Annotated in this window: 13 protein-coding genes; 5 read left to right on the forward strand and 8 right to left on the reverse strand. The window is 66.3% G+C overall.

Going from position 1 to position 18,663, the window contains the following annotated elements; genetic code table 11:
* Window positions 1–45: 45 nt before the first annotated feature.
* Window positions 46–1,914: a DNA helicase RecQ gene (recQ, locus tag XH93_RS02940; protein ID WP_194472323.1), complete on the reverse strand. Its 1,869-nt coding sequence runs from the start codon at window positions 1,912–1,914 to the stop codon at window positions 46–48.
* Between the two features lie 98 nt (window positions 1,915–2,012).
* On the opposite strand from recQ, the gene XH93_RS02945 reads away from it, so the two are divergent.
* The 3 genes from XH93_RS02945 to XH93_RS02955 are packed head-to-tail and all read left to right on the forward strand — an operon-like array spanning window position 2,013 to window position 6,066.
* Window positions 2,013–3,356 (forward strand): cytochrome c, encoded by a 1,344-nt coding sequence (locus XH93_RS02945; protein WP_194472324.1) that lies wholly within the window; start codon window positions 2,013–2,015, stop codon window positions 3,354–3,356.
* Complete coding sequence (locus XH93_RS02950; RefSeq protein WP_194472325.1) at window positions 3,353–3,844, forward strand: (2Fe-2S)-binding protein; 492 nt, start codon at window positions 3,353–3,355, stop codon at window positions 3,842–3,844. Before XH93_RS02945 ends, XH93_RS02950 begins: the two co-directional genes overlap by 4 nt.
* Window positions 3,841–6,066, forward strand: coding sequence for a molybdopterin cofactor-binding domain-containing protein (locus XH93_RS02955; protein ID WP_194472326.1), 2,226 nt, complete (start codon window positions 3,841–3,843; stop codon window positions 6,064–6,066). Before XH93_RS02950 ends, XH93_RS02955 begins: the two co-directional genes overlap by 4 nt.
* A 216-nt stretch (window positions 6,067–6,282) precedes the next feature.
* On the opposite strand, the gene XH93_RS02960 is transcribed toward XH93_RS02955, so the two are convergent.
* Window positions 6,283–7,527, reverse strand: coding sequence for a DUF2235 domain-containing protein (locus tag XH93_RS02960; protein WP_194472327.1), 1,245 nt, complete (start codon window positions 7,525–7,527; stop codon window positions 6,283–6,285).
* A 341-nt stretch (window positions 7,528–7,868) separates the two neighbouring features.
* On the opposite strand from XH93_RS02960, the gene XH93_RS02965 reads away from it, so the two are divergent.
* Window positions 7,869–8,402, forward strand: coding sequence for a hypothetical protein (locus XH93_RS02965; RefSeq protein WP_194472328.1), 534 nt, complete (start codon window positions 7,869–7,871; stop codon window positions 8,400–8,402).
* A gap of 238 nt (window positions 8,403–8,640) precedes the next feature.
* On the opposite strand, the gene XH93_RS02970 is transcribed toward XH93_RS02965, so the two are convergent.
* From XH93_RS02970 to XH93_RS02980, 3 genes are all read right to left on the reverse strand, one after another.
* Window positions 8,641–10,017: a VWA domain-containing protein gene (locus tag XH93_RS02970; protein WP_194472329.1), complete on the reverse strand. Its 1,377-nt coding sequence runs from the start codon at window positions 10,015–10,017 to the stop codon at window positions 8,641–8,643.
* 207 nt (window positions 10,018–10,224) lie between these two features.
* Window positions 10,225–11,253: an AAA family ATPase gene (locus XH93_RS02975; RefSeq protein WP_371815150.1), complete on the reverse strand. Its 1,029-nt coding sequence runs from the start codon at window positions 11,251–11,253 to the stop codon at window positions 10,225–10,227.
* A gap of 161 nt (window positions 11,254–11,414) precedes the next feature.
* Window positions 11,415–12,047 (reverse strand): HAD-IA family hydrolase, encoded by a 633-nt coding sequence (locus XH93_RS02980; RefSeq protein ID WP_194472331.1) that lies wholly within the window; start codon window positions 12,045–12,047, stop codon window positions 11,415–11,417.
* Window positions 12,048–12,156: 109 nt separating this feature from the next.
* Between XH93_RS02980 and XH93_RS02985 the strand changes: the two genes are divergently transcribed.
* Window positions 12,157–12,918, forward strand: coding sequence for a trypsin-like serine protease (locus tag XH93_RS02985; protein WP_194472332.1), 762 nt, complete (start codon window positions 12,157–12,159; stop codon window positions 12,916–12,918).
* Between the two features lie 153 nt (window positions 12,919–13,071).
* On the opposite strand, the gene XH93_RS02990 is transcribed toward XH93_RS02985, so the two are convergent.
* The 3 genes from XH93_RS02990 to XH93_RS03000 form a co-directional block, all read right to left on the reverse strand.
* Entirely contained in the window at window positions 13,072–15,294 is a 2,223-nt protein-coding gene (locus XH93_RS02990) for an acetate--CoA ligase family protein (protein WP_194472333.1), read from the reverse strand.
* Between the two features lie 169 nt (window positions 15,295–15,463).
* Complete coding sequence (locus tag XH93_RS02995; protein WP_194472334.1) at window positions 15,464–16,054, reverse strand: class GN sortase; 591 nt, start codon at window positions 16,052–16,054, stop codon at window positions 15,464–15,466.
* Window positions 16,055–16,249: 195 nt separating this feature from the next.
* A complete protein-coding gene (locus XH93_RS03000) occupies window positions 16,250–18,475 on the reverse strand; it encodes a marine proteobacterial sortase target protein (RefSeq protein ID WP_371815151.1) in 2,226 nt (741 codons plus the stop codon).
* Between the last annotated feature and the right edge of the window lie 188 nt (window positions 18,476–18,663).

The raw sequence follows: 18,663 nt of genomic DNA on the forward strand, positions 1-18,663 counted from the left end.
GTCAACATGTGGGCGTTAGACTGACTATAAAGTTCGGCGCGAGGCTCAGCCCTCGGTCCTGCTCACCAACGCGATCAGCTCGTCGCCGTAATGCTCGAGCTTCTTGTCGCCGATGCCGGCGATGTTGCGCAGCTCGTTCAGCGACGCCGGCCGCACCGCGGCGATGCCGTCGATGGTGGAATCGTGCAGCACGACATAGGCCGGCACGCCGCGCTGCCGCGCGATGTCGGAGCGCCAGGCGCGCAGCGCCGCGTGCAGGGCGGGATTGGCGGCGGCGCCCTTGCCGTTGCTGGCGGGTGCGAGCTCGCCGCGACGGGACTTGTCGCGGATGGCGCGGTTGCGGGCGCATTCCGGCTGCTCGCGCAGCATCACCTGTGTCTCGCCCTTCAGCACGCCGCGGGCGCTGTCGGTCAGCTTCAGCGCGCCGAAGGCGTCGCTGTCGGCGCGCAGATGGCCCATCGCCACCAGCTGGCGCAGCACCGCGCGCCATTGCTTCTCGTTGAGCTCGCGGCCGATGCCGAACACCGACAGCTGGTCGTGGTTGAACTGCTTGACGCGCTCGGTCAGCCGCCCGACCAGCACATCGATCAGGTGCATGGCGCCGAACCGCTGCCCGGTGCGATAGACGCAGGACAGCAGTTTTTGCGCCAGCACCTTGCCGTCGCGCACCCGCGGCGGCGTCAGGCAGTTGTCGCAATTGCCGCAGCTCTCATCGGCCTGCGTTTCGCCGAAATAGCCGAGCAGGCGCTGCCGCCGGCAATGCACGGTCTCGGCCAGCGCGACCAGCGCGTCGAGCTTGCCGATCGAAACCCGCTTGAAGGCGTCGGAGCCGTTCGACTCGTCGATCATGCGGCGCTGCTGCACGATGTCGGAGAGGCCGTAGGCCATCCATGCGGTCGACGGCTTGCCGTCACGGCCGGCGCGGCCGGTCTCCTGGTAATAGGCCTCGACGCTCTTCGGCAGATCGAGATGCGCGACGAACCGCACGTCCGGCTTGTCGATGCCCATGCCGAACGCGATGGTGGCGACGATCACGACGCCGTCCTCGTTGATGAAGCGGTCCTGGTGGCGGGCGCGCACGCTTGCATCGAGCCCGGCGTGATAGGGCAGCGCCGGGATGCCGGCCTCCGTCAGCGACGCCGCGACGTCCTCGACCTTGGCGCGTGACAGGCAATAGACCACGCCGGCGTCGCCGGCATGCCGCTCCTTGATCAGGTTCTTCAGCTGCGTCACCGCGTTCTGCTTGTCGACGATCTCGTAGCGGATGTTGGGCCGGTCGAAGCTCGCGACGAAGTGCGGCGCGTCGGTGAGTTGCAGCCGCTCGGCGATCTCCTTGCGCGTCATCGCGTCGGCGGTCGCGGTCAGCGCGATGCGCGGCACGTCGGGGAAGCGTTCGGCGAGCACGGAGAGGCCGATATATTCCGGGCGGAAATCGTGGCCCCATTGCGAGACGCAATGCGCCTCGTCGATCGCGAACAATGCGATCTGCGCCTGGCCGAGCAGGTTGAGGCAGCGCGGCGTCAGCAGCCGTTCCGGCGCGACATAGAGCAGATCAAGATCGCCGGCGAGCAGCCGCCGCTCGACCTCGGAAGCTTCCTCATAGCTGAGCGTCGAGTTCAGCACCGCGGCGTTGACGCCGGCCTCGGTGAGGCCCGCGACCTGGTCGCGCATCAGCGCGATCAGCGGCGACACCACGATGCCGCAGCCGTCGCGCAGCAAGGAGGGGAGCTGGTAGCACAGCGACTTGCCGCCGCCGGTCGGCATCAGCACCAGGCAATTGCCGCCGTCGCTGACGTGGCGGATGATCTTCTCTTGCGCGCCGCGAAAACCCGGCAGCCCGAACACGTGGTTGAGCACGGACAGCGCATCGCGGGGCGGAGGGGATGCGCGATCGAGGGCTGGCTGAGCGGTCATGATCCCTGAGGTCAACAGGCGGTGATCGGGGTCTTCGGGCCGAACGATACCGGGGCAGATGTGTTAATACACGTCCCAACAACAAACTCAATTCAGGCATGGCCCGTCGGCTGCGGATCATCACAGGCATTGCGGCTGTCGTGCTGGTCGCCGGCGCGGCGGCGGGTTTTGGCGTCGCCTGGCGTCCGTCAATTGCAGCGATCGCGCCGCCGCGGCCCGATACGTTCAATCCGGACCTCGTCAAGCGCGGCCGCGACCTTGCCGCGATCGGCAATTGCAACACCTGCCATACCGTGCGCGGCGGCGGCAATTATGCCGGCGGCCTGCCGGTTCCGACGCCGTTCGGCACCGTTTTTTCCTCCAACATCACGCCAGATGCCGCAACCGGCATCGGCGGCTGGCCGGAGGCGGCATTCGTCCGCGCGATGCGTTCCGGCGTCAGCCGTGACGGCCGGCATCTTTACCCGACCTTCCCCTATGACCACTTCACCAACGTCTCCGATGCCGACGACCGGGCGCTGTATGCCTTCCTGATGACGCGCCAGCCGGTCAGCGCGTCTCCTCCGGCGAATCAGCTGTCGTTTCCGTTCAACTACCGCCCGCTGATCGCGGGGTGGAAGCTGCTGTATTTCCACGGCGGCGATGTCCCGTCGGATGCGGCCAAGGGCGCGGAATGGAACCGCGGCGCCTATCTGGTCGAGGGGCTGGCGCATTGCGGCGCCTGTCATACGCCGCGTAACGCGCTCGGCGCCGAGCGCGTCAATGCGCAGTTTTCCGGCGGCGAGGTCGACAATTGGCACGCCTACGCGCTGAACGACACCTCGCACGCCCCGGTGCGGTGGACCGCCGAGGCGCTCTATGCCTATCTGCGCCACGGCTGGCAACCGGACCACGGCACCGCGCGCGGGCCGATGGCGGAAGTGGTCAGCAATCTGTCGTCGGTGCCCGACAGCGACGTGCGCGCGATCGCCGCGTACATGGCCGACATCTCGGGCGCGCCGGCGCCGGACGGCAAGCGGCCCGCAGACGCCGTGGCGCAACCGTCCCCGGCGGTTGCGGCACAGGCCGATCCCGCGGGCGCGGCGATCTATGCCGCGGCCTGTGCATCCTGCCATGAGAGCAACCGGCCGCTGCCCTATGGCGGCGTCAACCTTGCGCTCAGCACGGCGGTCACCAGCCCCGATCCGCGCAATCTCGCCAACATCGTGCTGACGGGGGTCGGCGCGGTCGAAGGCGAGCGCAGCCCGATCATGCCGGGCTTTGCGGCCAGCATCGACGACGCGCAGATGGCGGCGCTGCTGAATTATCTGCGCGTCCGCTTCGGCAAGCGGCCGGCTTGGAACGATCTCGACAAGGCCGTGCGCGATGCGCGCGCGGCGCAAGCGGTCTCGGTCGCGGCGCGCGAGGCGCCGGCCGAATCCAGTCAGCGAGGCAAGCCATGATCACGTTGAAGGTCAACGGGCAGGATCATCAGGTCGATGCCGACCCCGATACGCCGCTGCTCTACGTGCTGCGCAACGATCTCGAACTGAACGCCGCCAAGTTCGGCTGCGGGCTCGGGCAATGCGGCTCCTGCACGGTCATCGTCGACGGCAAGGCGGTGCAGTCCTGCGTCACGCCGCTGGTGCTGCTCGCGGGCAAGCAGGTGACGACCCTCGAAGGGCTCGGCACTGCGGCCGCGCCGGCGCCGATCCAGCGCGCCTTCATCGAGGAGCAGGCGGCGCAGTGCGGCTACTGCATCGCCGGGATGATGATGCGGGCGCAGGCGCTTTTGATGCGCAATCCGAAGCCGAGCGATGCGCAGATCCGCGCCGAGCTGGAGCCGAACCTCTGCCGTTGCGGCACCCACATGCGCATCCTGCGCGCCGTGCACCGCGCCGCGCGGCTGATGGACACCGCCGATGCGGCGAGCGACAGGAGCGTCCGATGAACGGGCCCGTGATCCTCGACCGCCGCAGCGTGCTGGCCGGCGCCGGCGCGCTGATCGTCAGCTTCTCACTGCGTGGCGCATCGGCTCAAGAACAGAAGCCGGGCCAGGGGCCGGAACTGCCGGGCAGCCTCGCCAAATTCCCCTATCTGGATTCCTGGATCCGCATCGATGCCGACGGCCGCATCACCGCCTTCACCGGCAAGGCCGAGCTCGGCCAGGGTTTTCGCACCGCCTTCCAGCAGATCGCGGCCGAGCAGCTCGATGTCGCCTTCGATGCGGTGAAGGTGATCACCGCCGACACCAAGCTCACGGCGAATGAGGGCTACACCTCCGGCAGCCACTCGATGCAGGACAGCGGCACCGCGATCCTGCATGCCGCGGCACAGGCGCGCGGCTTGCTGATGGCGGATGCCGCACGCCGGTTCGGATTGCCGGCCGAGACTTTGCGGACGGAGAATGCGGCGGTGATCGCGCCGGATGGCCGGCGCCTGAGTTATGGCGAACTTGTCGCGGCGGACGTCCTGCACGTCCAGGCGCAGCCGACGTCGCCGTTGAAGGACCCGCAAACCTTCAAGGTGATGGGCCAGCCAGTGCCGCGCGTCGACATCCCCGCAAAAGTCACGGGCGGCGCGGCCTATGTGCAGGACATGCGGCTTCCCGGCATGGTGCATGCGCGCGTGGTGCGGCCGCCGAGCTACGGCGCGGAGCTTGTCGAATGCGACACCTCCACGATCGAGAAAATGCCCGGCGTGATCCGGATCGTGCGTGACGGCAACTTCCTCGCCGTGGTCGCGGAGAAGGAGTTTTTGGCGGTCAAGGCGATGCAGGCGCTGGCTGCCGCGGCGAAGTGGCGGGAGAGCGCAAGGCTGCCGAACCAGAACGATCTGCCCAACGTGCTGACCAAATTGCCGTCGCAGGATTTTGCGATCTTTTCTCGCGGCGATGCGTCGGTGACCGGAACCAGGACGATCGAGGCAACCTATACCCGGCCGTACCAATCGCACGGCTCGATCGGGCCGTCCTGCGCGGTGGCGCAGTTCGCCGACGGCGCGATGACGGTGTGGACGCATACGCAAGGCGTCTATCCCGACCGCCAGGCGATTGCCGAAATGCTCGGCATGCCGCAGCCGAGCGTGCGCCTGATCCATGTCGAGGGCTCCGGCTGCTACGGCCACAACGGCGCCGACGATGCCGCCGCCGACGCGGCGCTGATCGCGCGGGCGCTGCCCGGCCGTCCGGTGCGGGTGCAGTGGATGCGCGAGCAGGAGCACGGCTGGGAGCCCTATGGTCCGGCGATGGTGACCAAGCTCAACGCCTCGCTCGACGAGGGCGGCAAGATCGCCGACTGGAATTTTGCGGTGTGGAGCAACACGCATTCGATGCGGCCCGGCGGCGCGGGCGCGCTGCTCGCGGCCCAGCATATGTCGAAGTCGTTCGCTGTGCCCGCGCCAAAACCGCTGCCGCTGCCGGAGGGCGGCGGCGATCGCAACGCGATCCCGATCTACAATTTTCCGAATGCGCATGTGATGCATCACTTCATCCCGGCGATGCCGCTGCGGATCTCGGCGATGCGCGCGCTCGGCGCCTATCACAACGTGTTCTCGCTCGAGAGCTTCATGGACGAGCTGGCGGATGTCGCCGGCGCCGATCCGGTCGAGTTTCGCCTCAAACATCTCGACGATCAGCGCGGCCGCGCCGTGGTCGAGAAGGCCGCCCAGGAGTTCGGCTGGAGCCGCGACCGCAAGGCGCCGCCGAATCGCGGCTACGGCTTTGCGTTCGCGCGCTACAAGAACCTTGCCGCCTATTGCGCCATCGCCTGCGAGGTCGAGGTCGATCGCGAGACCGGCCGTGCCAGGCTGGTGCGTGCGGTGGCCGCGGTCGATGCCGGGCAGGTCGTCAATCCGGACGGCATCACCAACCAGATCGAGGGCGCGATCGTGCAGTCGGCGAGCTGGACGCTGTATGAAAGCGTCGCGTTCGACGATACCAGGATCACCAGCATCGACTGGCAGACCTACCCGATCCTCCGCTTCAATTCAGTGCCCGACAGCATCAAGGTCCACATCATCAACCGCCCGGGCCAGCCGTTCCTCGGCAGCGGCGAGACCGGGCAGGGCCCGGCAGCGGCATCGCTTGCCAATGCGATTGCGCACGCGACCGGCAAGCGGCTGCGCGACCTGCCGCTCAGCCGCAAGAAGATCAAGGATGCAATCGACGCCTGAGGGCGGAATGAAGTTAGGTTGAATCGGTTTGACCGCGGGTTTGATCCACCTCTCCCCGACGGGGAGAGGTCGATTTGCGGCAGCAAATCGGGTGAGGGGCCGCAGCTTCAACGAGAGACCGTAACCCCTCACCCGGCGCTGCGCGCCGACCTCTCCCAAGGGAGAGGTGAACCTCCGATGCCGCGCCAGTTCAACCTATTCGCGCTCTGAGGGCGGTCAGGCGGCTGGCTTGGCCTTTTCCAAGGGCGGTGCGGGCACCGGGGCCGGGGGCGGCGTCAATTCCTCGACCTTGTAGGTCTTCGGCAGGTTGATCGGGCGGTACGCCGGATCCTTGTCCATGCGCTCCAGCACCGAGCGATGGATCAGCACGCCGTTCGGAATCAGCCGCGGCTCGCCCATCGGCAGATAGAAGCCGAGGAAGGTCTTTCGCTCCGGCCATTCCTTCCATTTGGCGCTCTTCGGAATCCATTCCAGGATTTTCCAGAACCCGGTCAGCGAATTGTGCAACGGCGTGGTCACGCTCGGCGGCACATATTCGTGCTTGTGCGGCGGCAGCGGCATTCCCCAGGCGAGATGATCGATCAGCGCCTGGTCCATGTGCAGCCCGGCCGCCTTGGCCTGCTCGAGCATCCAGATCAGCGGGAATTTTGACGGTCCGCTCTGATCCTCCGGATAGCCGCCGCCGACGTCGGAGTGAACGCCGGCGAACCAGACCTGGCGGATGTCCTGCTCGACCTCGGTTGCGGGATCGAACGGATCGGAACGGAATTTCTGCGGCTCGATCCAGCGGTTGAGGCGGAACATGCGCCGGCGCTCGTCGATCGAGATCGCCTGGCGGAAGCACTTGACGCTGGAATTGGTGCGGGTGAACAGCAGCGTCTGCAGGTCGAACCAGAAATTGTCCTGCCGCGGCACGATGATCGAGGCGACGGTGTCCCAGACGCCGACGAACTCGATGTCGATGTTGCGGCCGCCGGCGATCTGGCTGAAGTGCCAGACCTCCTTGAGCGGGGCCAGATCGAACTTTCCGTCGGAGTCCTGGGCGTCCGAGCTCGCCTTCTTGTAGGTCGAGAACGCGTAGCCCGCGAGGTCGAGCTGGTCGACCGGCAACAGCCCCATCACGTGAACGAAGGCGGCCAGCACCCGCACCGTATAGGCGCCGCGGCTGAAGCCGAACATCCAGACCCGGTCGCCCGGCTCCCACACCCGGCACAGGAACTGGTAGGCGCCGAGCGTATCCTTGTCGAGACCGGCGCCGAACGCGAGCCCCCACAGGCCGCGAACCTCCTGCTTGAAGCGCCCCCAGGTGCTCTGCAGGCCGATCGTGCCGAGGCCGGGATGATAATAGATCCGCTGCCGGTCATCCTTGTCGGCGACGCGAAACAGCTTCAGAACGTTGGAAATATTGGCGCCGATCTCATTGCCGGTGCCGTCGCAGCAAATCACAATATCCTTCGGCATCCGTTGCCCTCGCGGTCGCCGTGAAATTTTCCGCATCTATCTAGGGCATAATGCGGGGGAGATTCAATCTCCAATTGAAGACAGTTTGATGTATCCGGCTGAACTTTCGCCAAGCCGAAGCCGCGCAACGCCGGCGCCGACAAGCCGCCGTGGCAGTCGGCGGGGCCCCCTGCACGATTCTCGGAAATCAATTGCAACGACTCAGAAAAGGTAGGATTCTGGCGAACAATCTCTCTGTATTCAGTTCATATTTTTCTCGTTTCGGAGACTGCGCCGGTGCATGCAATCGTCTTGCGCGCGGATATCCGCGATACGTTCGGCCTGGCCACGGGCGGACCGGCATGAGCCACGAAGCCATCGTCACGGTCATCCTCGCAGCATTGGTTGTGATCGCATTCGGCCTGTTCTGGTGGGTCGGCACATATTCCGATCGGGTGTTCGCAAAACGGTTTCGCTCCCGTTTTCCCGAGAAGACGCTGAGCTATACCGCCGGCCAGCTCGGCGAGCTGGTCACGTCCGATCTGCGGATGAAGTATGTGTTTCCGATTCTGTTTCCGCTCGATCTGATCGTGATGCTGGCGCTCGCGGGCGCGATGGGCGCCGCCTCGTCGCACTGGATCAGCCAGATCTATCCGTCTTTCGCCTGGCTCGGACTGCTGGTGCCGGCGGTGTATCTGCTCAGCGACCTGATCGAGGATTGCCTGCTGGCCTGGCTCTTGCTGCGCGGCGATCCGAACGAGGCGGCGCGGTCGGTCCCCAAGCTGAAGGCGATCACGACGATCAAGCTCGTCAGCATCGCCGCCGCGATCGCGCTGACGCTGATCTCGTTCGTGGGCTGGATTTTTCGTAGCGCATTGCCTGCGGCAGGGTCTTAGCTCCTTCTCCGTTCTAGCGGAGAGGGGCCATCCGGCGTGCACCTCGTTGCTTGTGAACAGCGTGCCCGGCCCCTCACCCGGATTGCATCTGGCGATGCAATCCGACCTCTCCCCGCAAAGAGCGGGGAGAGGTGAGCAACCCGTGGCTCTCTATCTCTTCCCCCTCTCCCCGTTCTTACGGGGAGAGGGTTGGGGTGAGGGGCTCTTTCCGCGCATGCGGCGTTAGTTGCATGCCCGGCTACTGATACGTCGCCACGATGTCGGACACCGCGCGCTCGAGCTGCTTGGCGGTGGCGCATTGGCGCACCACGGTGCAGAAGGTCGCGTAGCGCGGCATCTCGGAATCGCCGAAGCCCCAGGTCATGCGGCCCTCGGGGTTGAGCCACACCAGCCGCTTCGAGCGTTCGCCGATCCGGCGCAAAATGTCGGCGCGCGGATCGAGATTGTTGCTGCGGGCGTCGCCGAGCACGATCACGGTGGTCTGCGGCGTGATCGTGTTCATCCACTCGTGCTCGAAATCGGCGAACGAGTTGCCGTAGTCGGACGAGCCAAAGCCGACCTTGGACATGATCTCCTTCATCGCCTCTTCCGGCGATTTCTTTGCGAGGATGTCGCTGACCTCGATCAGATGGCCGGAGAAGGCGAACGAGCGGACGTCGTCGACCACCTCGTGCAGGCTGTGGATCAGCAGCAGGAAGAAATCCGACACGCGCGCGACCGAGCCGGAGACGTCGCACAACGCCACGATCTTCGGCCGGTCGCGGTGCTTGCGCTTCCAGGCGGTGAGGAACGGCACGCCGCCCCACGCCGCGTTGCGCCGCAGCGTGCGGCGGACGTCGAGATGGCCGCGGCGCTGGCGCTTGCGCGGCTTGGAGTAGCGCTCGCGCAGGCGGCGCGCGATCTGCCGGATCAGGCTCCGCATCTGCTCGACCTGGCGTGGCTCGATCCGGGCCAGCGGCGCATTGCGCAAAATCTCGTTGCGCAGGTTCTCGGTTTCCTCACGCCCGTAGAGCAGCAGCGCCTGCGAGACGGCGTCGCGGACGGTGCCGCGCAGGCCGGTGAGCGCGTCCTGCAGCCGCTCGGCGATCGCCGGGTTGCGCGCGGTCAGATTGTCGATGTCATCGCGCAGGCGCTGGATGCCCATCGCGTCGAGGATGCGGGTCTGGAAGATGCCGCGCTGGGTGAAGTAGCGGATGTCCGACAATGACGCCGCGCCGGAGGCGTTGGCGATCGCGGTCGAGATCGCGGTGCGGTCCTGCGACAGCAGCATCTGCGCCAGCGGCCCGACGTTCTCGCTCTCCGCACCGCCGGAGCTGTCGCCGTGAGCGTCGGCCTCCGGATTGCCGCCCGACTGGCTCTGCTCATCCGCCTTCTGCTGCTCCGAGGTCTCCTGCTGCGGCTCGGGCTGGCTGAAGAACAGGTCAAAACAGTCGCCGAGCGCGCGCTTCTCGTCCTGGGTCTTGGCCAGCGTCAACAGAAACGTGTCGCGCAGCACGGCGCGGTCGGCAAAGCCGACCTGGGCGACCGCGCGCATCGCATCGATGCTCTCCGCGGGCGAGACCCGGACCCCGGCTCCCCGCGCCGCACGAAAGAAGCGATGCAGGTTCTCGCGCATTGTGGCTAAGACCGAATCGATCGGGCCGCAGTCTCGCTGCACCTCTCCCGCTTGCGGGGGAGGTCGCATCGCATCGATAGATGCGACGCGGGTGGGGGCTCTCTCCACGATGTGACTCGCGGTGAAACCTCCACCCCAACCCTCCCCCGCAAGCGGGAGAGGGAGCGAAGCTCGTTCGCGGATATGGTCCGAACCGACAGCATTGATCTAGCTAAATACGCCCTGGCGCGACGCCTTGGCGATGAAGGCGGAGATCTGCGGCGTCGCGGCCTCGATGTCTGCCTCGTATTTCAACAGCACGTTGAGCGTGTCCCTGACGATCTCATGGTCGAGCTCGCTCGCCTGCAGCAGCACCAGCACGCGCGCCCAGTCGATCGCCTCGCTCACCGACGGCAGCTTCTTCAGATCGAGCGAGCGGATCTCGTGGATGAAGCCGACCATCTGCTTGCGCAAGGTCTGCGAGATGCCGGGCACCCGGCTCTCGACGATGCGCTCCTCCAGCCGCTGCTCGGGGAAGCCGATATGCAGATGCAGGCAGCGCCGCTTCAAGGCGTCGCCGAGGTCGCGCTCGCTGTTCGAGGTCAGGATCACCGTCGGCGGCGCCACCGCGGCGACGGTACCGAGCTCGGGGATGGTGACCTGGAAGTCGGAGAGGATTTCCAGCAGCAGCGATTCGAACTCGGCGTCCGACTTGTCGATCTCGTCGATCAAGAGCACGCAGCCATCGGGCTGTTCCAGCGCCTGCAGCAGCGGGCGCGGCTCGACGAACTCCTTGGAAAAGAACACGTCGCCGAACGTGTGCAACTGGTCGAGCGCGGCACCCAGCGTCTGCGCGCCGCCGAGCACTTCGCCGAGCTTGTCCTTGAGGATCTGGGTGTAGAGCAGCTGTTTTGCATACTTCCACTCATACAGCGCCTTGGCCTCGTCGAGGCCTTCGTAGCACTGCAGGCGGATCATCTTCATGCCGCGCCAGGCGGCGATCGCCTTCGCGAGCTCGGTCTTGCCGACGCCAGCGGGGCCCTCGACCAGGATCGGCTTGTCGATCTGCTGCGACAGGTAGACCGCGGTCGCGATCTGCCGGCTCGCAATATAGCCTTGCGCGGCAAGGCCGCTTTCCACGGCCTCGATCGAGGCGGTGGGCCTGGTGTCAGCCACGAGGATCAGCTCCGAATTTGCCTTATTCGGACCTGTTCTGCGCCCGTTGCGGGCAAAGCACAAGGCTCGTTTGGCCCGCAAAGCCATCGGCTTAGCGCATGGTTCGGGGGTATTCCGCCGAGCGGAAGTGCGTAGCCCGTAGCCCGGATGGAGCGCAGCGCAATCCGGGGAAGTCTCTCCGCGGATGGTCTGTCCCGGATTGCGCTGCGCTCCATCCGGGCTACGAAACGACGAAGCGGCGTTTATCTCAGCTTCAGCCCGGTTGCGGCCTCGAGCTCGCCGATCGCCTGCGCGGCATTGACCACCTTGATCGTGGTCATGCCCATCTCGCGCGCCGGCTTCAGGTTGACGCCGAGATCGTCGAGATAGACGCAGTGCTTCGGATTCACGCCCAGCGTCTCCACCATCATCCGGTAGATGCGCGGGTCGGGCTTGCGCAGGCCGATCTTGGCCGACTCGATCACGTGGTCGAACAGCGCCATCACCTCGGCGACATAGAGCGTGCGGCCGCTGCGGCTGCCGATTGCGTTGGCCGGCAGATTGTTGGTGATGCAGCCGGTCTTGCACGTCGCCTTGATCCGCTTCAGCGCTTCCACCATCTCGGGACGCAGATCGCCTGACAGCAGCGGCAGCACGTCCTTGCCGCGGATTTCGGCGCCGAGCGCCTTCGATTCCGCGGCGAACAGCTCGTCGAAGGCGTCGATATCGATCTCGGCGCGCTCGAATTTCGCCCAGGCGTTTTCGAGATGGTTGGCGGCGTTGGTGCGGCGGATGATGTCGGCGGGCAGGCCGCGCTCGGTCTCGTAGCGCATGAACGCCTCGAACGGCGAGGTGGTCAAGACGCCGCCAAAATCCCAGATCACTGCCTCGATCATCGCCCGTCCTGCCCTGTTCGTGTCATGGAGCGGCTAACATGAATTGGGTGACGGGGCCAGCCCGATCCGGCGCTTGGCGATATCAGCCGCGCGGGCTATTGCTGCGCCGATGAAAACAGCTCGATTGATCCTCGCGGCCACGCTGTCGCTGCTAGCTGCGCCGGCGTCGGCGATCGTCGGCGGCGGCGCGCCGCAGGCCGACGGCGTCGCCCGCGCCGTCGTCACCATCGTCGGCTCGCGCGGCAATTTCTGCACCGGCGCGCTGATCGCGCCGAGGGTGGTGCTGACCGCGGCGCATTGCGTGCAGCCCGGCGCCGACTACAAGATCGTCGAGTACGGCGCGGACCGGCAGCCGAAGCTGCAGGACGTCAAGGCGGTCGCGATCCATCCCGCCTTCAAGATGCAGGCCATGGTCAATCACGTCGCGACCGCCGATGTCGCGCTGCTGCAACTCGCCACGCCGGTCGCGGGCAAGGCGCCGGCCGTGCTCGGTGCGCCCACCATCGCGATCCAGGTCGGCGGCCGCTTCACCATCGCCGGCGTCGGCGTCACCGTGCGCGGCGACGGCAAGAGCGGCGGCACCATCCGCGTCGCCGGGCTGGTCGCGACCGGCAAGCCCGGCACCTTGCAGATCCGCCTGGTCGATCCGGTCGGGCAGGGCACGCGCGATGGGCTCGGGGCCTGCACCGGCGATTCCGGCGCGCCTGTGTTCGAGGACAAGCCAGGCGGCCCCGTGATCGTCGGCGTGGTGAGCTGGTCGACCGGGCCAAACGGCGCCGCCGGCTGCGGCGGCATCACCGGCGTCACCCCGCTGACGCTGTATCGCGACTGGCTGCTGCAGACCGCGCGGCAATGGGGCGCAAGTTTTTAGCGCTGCTTGCGCGCTCTTCATTCCGTCATCCTGAGGTGCGAGCTCTTGCGAGCCTCGAAGGATGAATCGGCCACAGTCGGGCCGTGCATCCTTCGAGGCTCGCCGAAGAGGCGAGCACCTCAGGATGACGGAACCGAACTCCGGTAGCGGGCCCTAATGCCCCGCGGCCTTGCTCGCGGCGGCGTTGTTCAGCACGATCAGGCCGTCGACGGCGACGCCGAGCTTGCTGTTGATCAGGAACGGGTTGACGTCAACAGAGGCAATGCGGCCATTGGCGTCCGCCATCAAATTGGAGAGGCCGACCAGCGCCTTCACCGCCGACGGCTCGTGCAGCGCGGGCTTGCCGCGATAGCCCTTCAACTTGACGCCGGCCTTGGTCTTCGCGATCAGCTGTTTCGCCTCGGCGGCATCGAGCGGCGCGCCGGCCAGCGCAACGTCCTTCATGAGTTCGATGTCGACGCCGCCGGTGCCGAACAGCACCACGGGCCCCATCTCAGCATCGAGCGAGGCGCCGACCACGAGCTCGAGATCGGCCTTGACCTGCTGCGCGATCAAAATGCCCTCGAGCTTCGGCTTGCCCTTCAGCTTCTTCACCCGCGCGGTGATGTCGTTGAACGCCTTCTTCACCTCGGCCGCATTGCCAAGGTTCAGCACCACGCCGCCGATGTCGGATTTGTGCAGGATGTCCGGGCTGACCACCTTGGCCACCACCGGGAAGCCGATCTCCTTCGCGATCTTCACCGCCTCTGCCGCGGTCTGCGCCACCGCTTCCTTCGAGATCGGAATGCCGTAGGCCTTGAGCAGCGCCTTCGAGGCGACCTCGTCGAGCGCGGCAGCGCCGTTGGCAGCCTTCAGCGTCTTTTCCAGCACGGCGCGCGCCGAGGCCTTCGAGCTCGAGACGATGTCGGGCACCTCCTTGCGCAGGCCGGCATATTCGATCAGCGACTTGATCGCGCCGACGGCGCGGTCGAGGCCCTGCATCACCGCAACATTCGGCAAGGTCTTGCGCAGTCCCTTGGTGAATTCGGTGAAGCCGATCGACATCGCGCTGATATAGATCACCGGCTTGTTGGCCTGGCCCGCCATCTCGTTGACGATGCGCAAATTGCGCTCGCGCATCTCGTGCGGCGCCTTCGGCAGCTCGGAATCGATGATGACGACGTCGGTATCGGGATCGTCGATCATGATCTTGATCGACTTCATGTAGACGGAGGGATCGACCACCGCGGCAAAGCCGGCATCGAGCGGATTGCCGACGATGCTGCCAGGCCCGAGCATCTGCGCCAGTTGCTCGGATGCATTCGCGCTCAGCGGCGCAAAGTTCAGTCCGGCGGAATAGAACGCGTCGATCAGGAGGCCGCGCTTGCCGCCGGACAGCGACACCGCGGCGAGCCGGTTGCCCTTCGGCGGATCGGCGTGGACGAAGCACTCCGTGGTCTCGATCAGCTCATCCAGCCCGCGGACGCGGACCACGCCCTCGCGGGTCGAGATCGCATCAAAGGTCTCGATCGAGCCGGCCAGCGCGCCGGTATGCGCCATCGCCGCGGCACGGCCGCCCTCGGAGGCGCCAAGCTTGAGCGCAATCACCGGCTTGCCGGCGGCGCGCGCGGCCTTGCAGGCGTCGCGAAACCCTTTCGTGTTCCGCACGCCTTCGAGATAGACCACGATGACGCGAATGCTCGGATCGGCGGCGAAATAGCTCATCAGGTCCGGCGTCTCGAGCCCGGATTCGTTGCCGGTCGTGACCATGTAGCCGACGCCGACGCCGCGATCCTCCAGGGCCTGGCGGATCGCCATCACGATGGCGCCGGACTGCCCGGCGATCGCGACCGCGCCCTGCTCCATGGTGACGATGCGGTCGTCGATATTGGTGAACAAATTCTCGCCGGCGCTCAAATTGCCGAGGCAGTTCGGGCCGGTGACGGCGAGCCCGGTCTCCTTGATCGCCTGCCTCAATTCGACGGCGAGCCGCTGGCTCTCCTCGTCCTGCAACTCGCTGAAGCCCGAGGTGACGATGGTCGCCGAGCGCGCGCCGGCCGCGGCCGCATCGCGCACCACCTGCACGGCGAAGCGCGCCGGCACCAGCACCAGCACGTGGTCGGGTTTTTCGGGAAGGCTGGAAAAATCCTTGTAGCAGGTGACGCCCCAGATCGTCTCGCGCTTGGAATTGATCGGAAACAGCCCGCCGGCATATTGATACTTGATCAGGTTGTTCCAGATCCGTTCGGCGTAGTTGCCGGGCTTGTCGGTGGCGCCGACCAATACGATGTTGCGCGGGTGCAGCATCGCATGAATGCTCTTGACGATGTCGCTGGCGTCGTCGGACGGCGTCCATTTGTGGGACGGATGAGACGCGGTGCTTGCGAGCGCTTCCATGGAGCCTTGCCCTTACCCTTGTTGTCGTCGTTTCCTTGAGGCCGGCGGTGGATCACCGCGGGCTCGCGATTTTTCATTGTTTTTATGGCGAGGAAGAGAGGAGGGCAACTCACGCTGGCGCAAGTCAGGGCATCGCGCGCGATATCCCGGCACACGCAAAATTCATCGATCAGGAACCCGGTTGGGACGGGGCCGAATCCGATTTGATCAGGGTCGCGTGCAGTAGATAGCGCTCCGGCCCCGATGTCACCGCATCGAACGGCCAGCAGGTCGACAGCACCAGCTCATACTGGTCGGTCAGCGGATCGATGCCGGATTGATCGAAGCGGACGATCGAAGAGCGATCGGCCCGGTAGCGGAACGTCCTGCCGTCGCTCCTGGTGACATCGATCTCGTCGCCAACAGCAACATCCTTGAGGAAGCGGAAATGGGTGTCGCGATGCGCGGAGTAGACCGCGACACCGCGCTCGCCCGCATCCACCGTCAGCTCGACATGGCCGGGACCGAACGCCAGCGCCTGGCCGCTGCTGCCGGCGAGCACGATGGTGGAGGCGCGCAGCCGCTTCACCTCGATCCGCGCCACCGGCCAGGTATCGGCCCAGCTCCACGGTTTTGCGGGATGCCCGGTGGCGATGGTCCGCGTGAAGGCGCGCTCCAGCAGCACCTGCGCGAGCAGCGCCTTGGCGTGGATGTAGGCGCCTTGGCCGAACAGGATCAGGCCGATCAGGGCGAAGACGAGGGCGGGAAGGAGGCGGGGCATTCTTGTTCTCCCGTCATTGCGAGCGAAGCGAAGCAATCCATCGTGCGGCACATGCGGAACCATGGATTGCTTCGCTTCGCTCGCAATGACAGCTCAAGAGAAAAAAACGCGCGCGCGGCCCTTGGAGGACGGGTGGGGAGGCCGCGCGCGCTCTTGAAAGAGGAGGTCGGGGGCACCTCCTCCTTTCATCCGACGTCAACGGGGGGACGACGTCTGACGTCGGTTGAACACCAGAAGCAGCAGGCTGACCGTGAGCAGGATCACGCCCGCGAGCATCTTCAATTCGGCATCGGTCGCCGTCTTCGGCAGCTGCACCGTGGCGGCAGGAGCCCGCGTCGCCACCGGCGACCGTTTCAGCGCGGCGACCTGCACCTTCGCGTCACCTGCGTCGGCACGGCGCTCGCCTGTCGCGGCCGGCAGGCGCGGACGCTCGCCGAACACCTTTGCAAAATCCCACCCCGCTGGCAGGTTGAGCGGCAGCTCGGTGAGCTTCAGCGGCTCGCCGGCGGGACGGCTCGGCGTCTTGTCGACCGCAACGAGGCTGGTCAGCCGCGTCACCAACTGATGCTCCAGCGCCAGCGCCAGGATGGTCTTGTCAGCGTCCTCGGGGCTCGCCTGCCGCGTGGTGCGCGCCACCTCGGCGTCCGCGATCTTGCGGCGCGCCCACAGCTTTGACAGGCCCTTGCCTTCCGCGGCATTCGCCAGCGGCAAGGTCACGCTCCACGGACGGTCGCCGATGCGGCCCTTGATCTCGACCGAGCCCGCGAGCTTGTCGAGTTTTGCGGCCAGCACCAGCGGCTCGTCGCGATAGACGTCGGGCAGCGCCGCCGGCGTCAGGTCGGCATTGGCGTCGGAGAACTTTGCCGAGAGCCCGGTCACCGCGGGATTCTCCAGCTTGGCGAACAGGCCGCGCATGCGCTCGTCGACCTGCTCGACCGAGCCGATATGGGTGAAGCTGCCGCGGCCGAGCTCGGCTGCACGCGTCATCAGGTAGGTGTTCGGCGCCGAGCCGATGCCGACCATGAAGACGCGGGAGCGGCCGCGCAGCGCGCTGATGGTCTCGAACAGCTGCTGCTCGTTGCCGATGGCGCCGTCGGTCAGGAACACGACCTGGCGGACGTAGCTCGTGTCGTCACGGTTGGTGTCCGACAGCGCGGCGCGCATCGCCGGGATCATCTCGGTGCCGCCGCGGGCCTGCAGCGCGCTGACGAACGACGTCGCGGTGCCGATATTGCCGCCGGTTGCCGCCACCGGCGCCGGGAATAGCACGTCCATGGTGTCGTCGAAGCGGATCACGTTGAAGCGATCGGTCGGCTGCAGCCGGCCGAGCGCGTACAACAGGCTCGCCTTGGCCTGGATGATCGAGGTGCCGCCCATCGAGCCGGAATTGTCGATCACGAACACGACCTCGCGCGGCAACGGCTTCTGCTGCGCCTGCTCGACCGAGGGCGGAGTGACGAAGGCCAGCAGATAGTCGGAATTGCCGACATGCTCGCGGAACAGCCCGACCGACGGCGCCTTGTCGGCCGCCGGCTTCCAGGTCAGCTCGAAATCGCGATCTGCCGGCACCGGGCCTTCGGCCAGCTTGATGATGCGCGTCGTGCTGTCGGGGTTTTCGATCTTGACCTGATGGAAGGGGCTCTTCACTTCGCCAATCGGAAAACCGGCCTGCAGGCGCACCGTGATGTTGGTCGGATTGACCGGCGCATGCTCGGCGGGATCGAGCACCTCGGGCGTGATGCGGTCGCGATCCGGCACCGGATCGGTCGTGGTTGCGCCCCAGCCGCTGCCGTCGGCACGGAGATCGACGCTCTGCACCAGCGGCTTCGGATTGTAGCGCGGGCCGACCACCATCGGCACCCGCAGCGAGAACTCGTTGCCGCTCTGCTGCACCGGCTCCTGATATTCGATCTGCACCAGCACGGTTTCGCCGGGGCCGATATTGGCCACCGAATTGGTGAAAATGTTCGGCCGCTCCTGCTCGGTGAGCGCGGCCTTCTGGCCGTTCTGCTTGGCCTGCTCGTAGATCGCGCGGGCCTGCTGCTTCTCCTTGATGTCGCCGACCACGACGCGGTCGCCGACCACCATCTTCAGCGTGTCGACCGCGCCGCCTGACGGCAGCGGGTAGACGTAGGTCGCTTCCATCCAGTCCTTGGTCGGGTTGCGGAAGATCTGGGTGACGCGGGCGCGGATGGTCGGCCCCGACACCGTGAGATCGACATCGATGCCGAGCCTGGTCGCGTCGGCATAACCGTCGTCGGTCTTCAGCAGCAGAGAACCGGAACGCGCCTCGCTCGGCCGCAACACTGCGTGCTGCGGCTGCTCCGCCGACCACGCCGAATCGAAACTCAGAAACAGCGCCGCGAAGCCGATCGCCAGCGCGGCCACACCTTCCACCACGAAGAACAGCGCGATGCGCATCCTGCGCGACAGGCGCATCCGCCGGCTGTCTTCACTCACATCATAGATCGTCATCGTCGTCTCTCCCGAGCGAGGTTTTCGCTGCTTCGCCATCATGGAGAGCGGCGGTTTTGGCGCGAGCAGAATGATCGGCAATGATTGGCCGCCGCCCGGCGCGGCCCGCCCGGGGCAAAGGCGGGCTTGTGCGG

The organism is Bradyrhizobium sp. CCBAU 51753 (assembly GCF_015291565.1).
Classification (GTDB): domain Bacteria; phylum Pseudomonadota; class Alphaproteobacteria; order Rhizobiales; family Xanthobacteraceae; genus Bradyrhizobium; species Bradyrhizobium ivorense.

What these genes read in the sequence shown, in the direction of transcription:
- XH93_RS02985 (WP_194472332.1), top strand. Translation starts at nt 12,157, where the DNA reads ATGAAAACAGCTCGATTGATCCTCGCGGCCACGCTGTCGCTGCTAGCT.
- recQ (WP_194472323.1), bottom strand. Translation starts at nt 1,914, where the DNA reads ATGACCGCTCAGCCAGCCCTCGATCGCGCATCCCCTCCGCCCCGCGAT.
- XH93_RS02945 (WP_194472324.1), top strand. Translation starts at nt 2,013, where the DNA reads ATGGCCCGTCGGCTGCGGATCATCACAGGCATTGCGGCTGTCGTGCTG.
- XH93_RS02950 (WP_194472325.1), top strand. Translation starts at nt 3,353, where the DNA reads ATGATCACGTTGAAGGTCAACGGGCAGGATCATCAGGTCGATGCCGAC.
- XH93_RS02995 (WP_194472334.1), bottom strand. Translation starts at nt 16,054, where the DNA reads ATGCCCCGCCTCCTTCCCGCCCTCGTCTTCGCCCTGATCGGCCTGATC.
- XH93_RS02980 (WP_194472331.1), bottom strand. Translation starts at nt 12,047, where the DNA reads ATGATCGAGGCAGTGATCTGGGATTTTGGCGGCGTCTTGACCACCTCG.
- XH93_RS02965 (WP_194472328.1), top strand. Translation starts at nt 7,869, where the DNA reads ATGAGCCACGAAGCCATCGTCACGGTCATCCTCGCAGCATTGGTTGTG.
- XH93_RS02990 (WP_194472333.1), bottom strand. Translation starts at nt 15,294, where the DNA reads ATGGAAGCGCTCGCAAGCACCGCGTCTCATCCGTCCCACAAATGGACG.
- XH93_RS03000 (WP_371815151.1), bottom strand. Translation starts at nt 18,475, where the DNA reads ATGCGCATCGCGCTGTTCTTCGTGGTGGAAGGTGTGGCCGCGCTGGCG.
- XH93_RS02970 (WP_194472329.1), bottom strand. Translation starts at nt 10,017, where the DNA reads ATGCGCGAGAACCTGCATCGCTTCTTTCGTGCGGCGCGGGGAGCCGGG.
- XH93_RS02955 (WP_194472326.1), top strand. Translation starts at nt 3,841, where the DNA reads ATGAACGGGCCCGTGATCCTCGACCGCCGCAGCGTGCTGGCCGGCGCC.
- XH93_RS02960 (WP_194472327.1), bottom strand. Translation starts at nt 7,527, where the DNA reads ATGCCGAAGGATATTGTGATTTGCTGCGACGGCACCGGCAATGAGATC.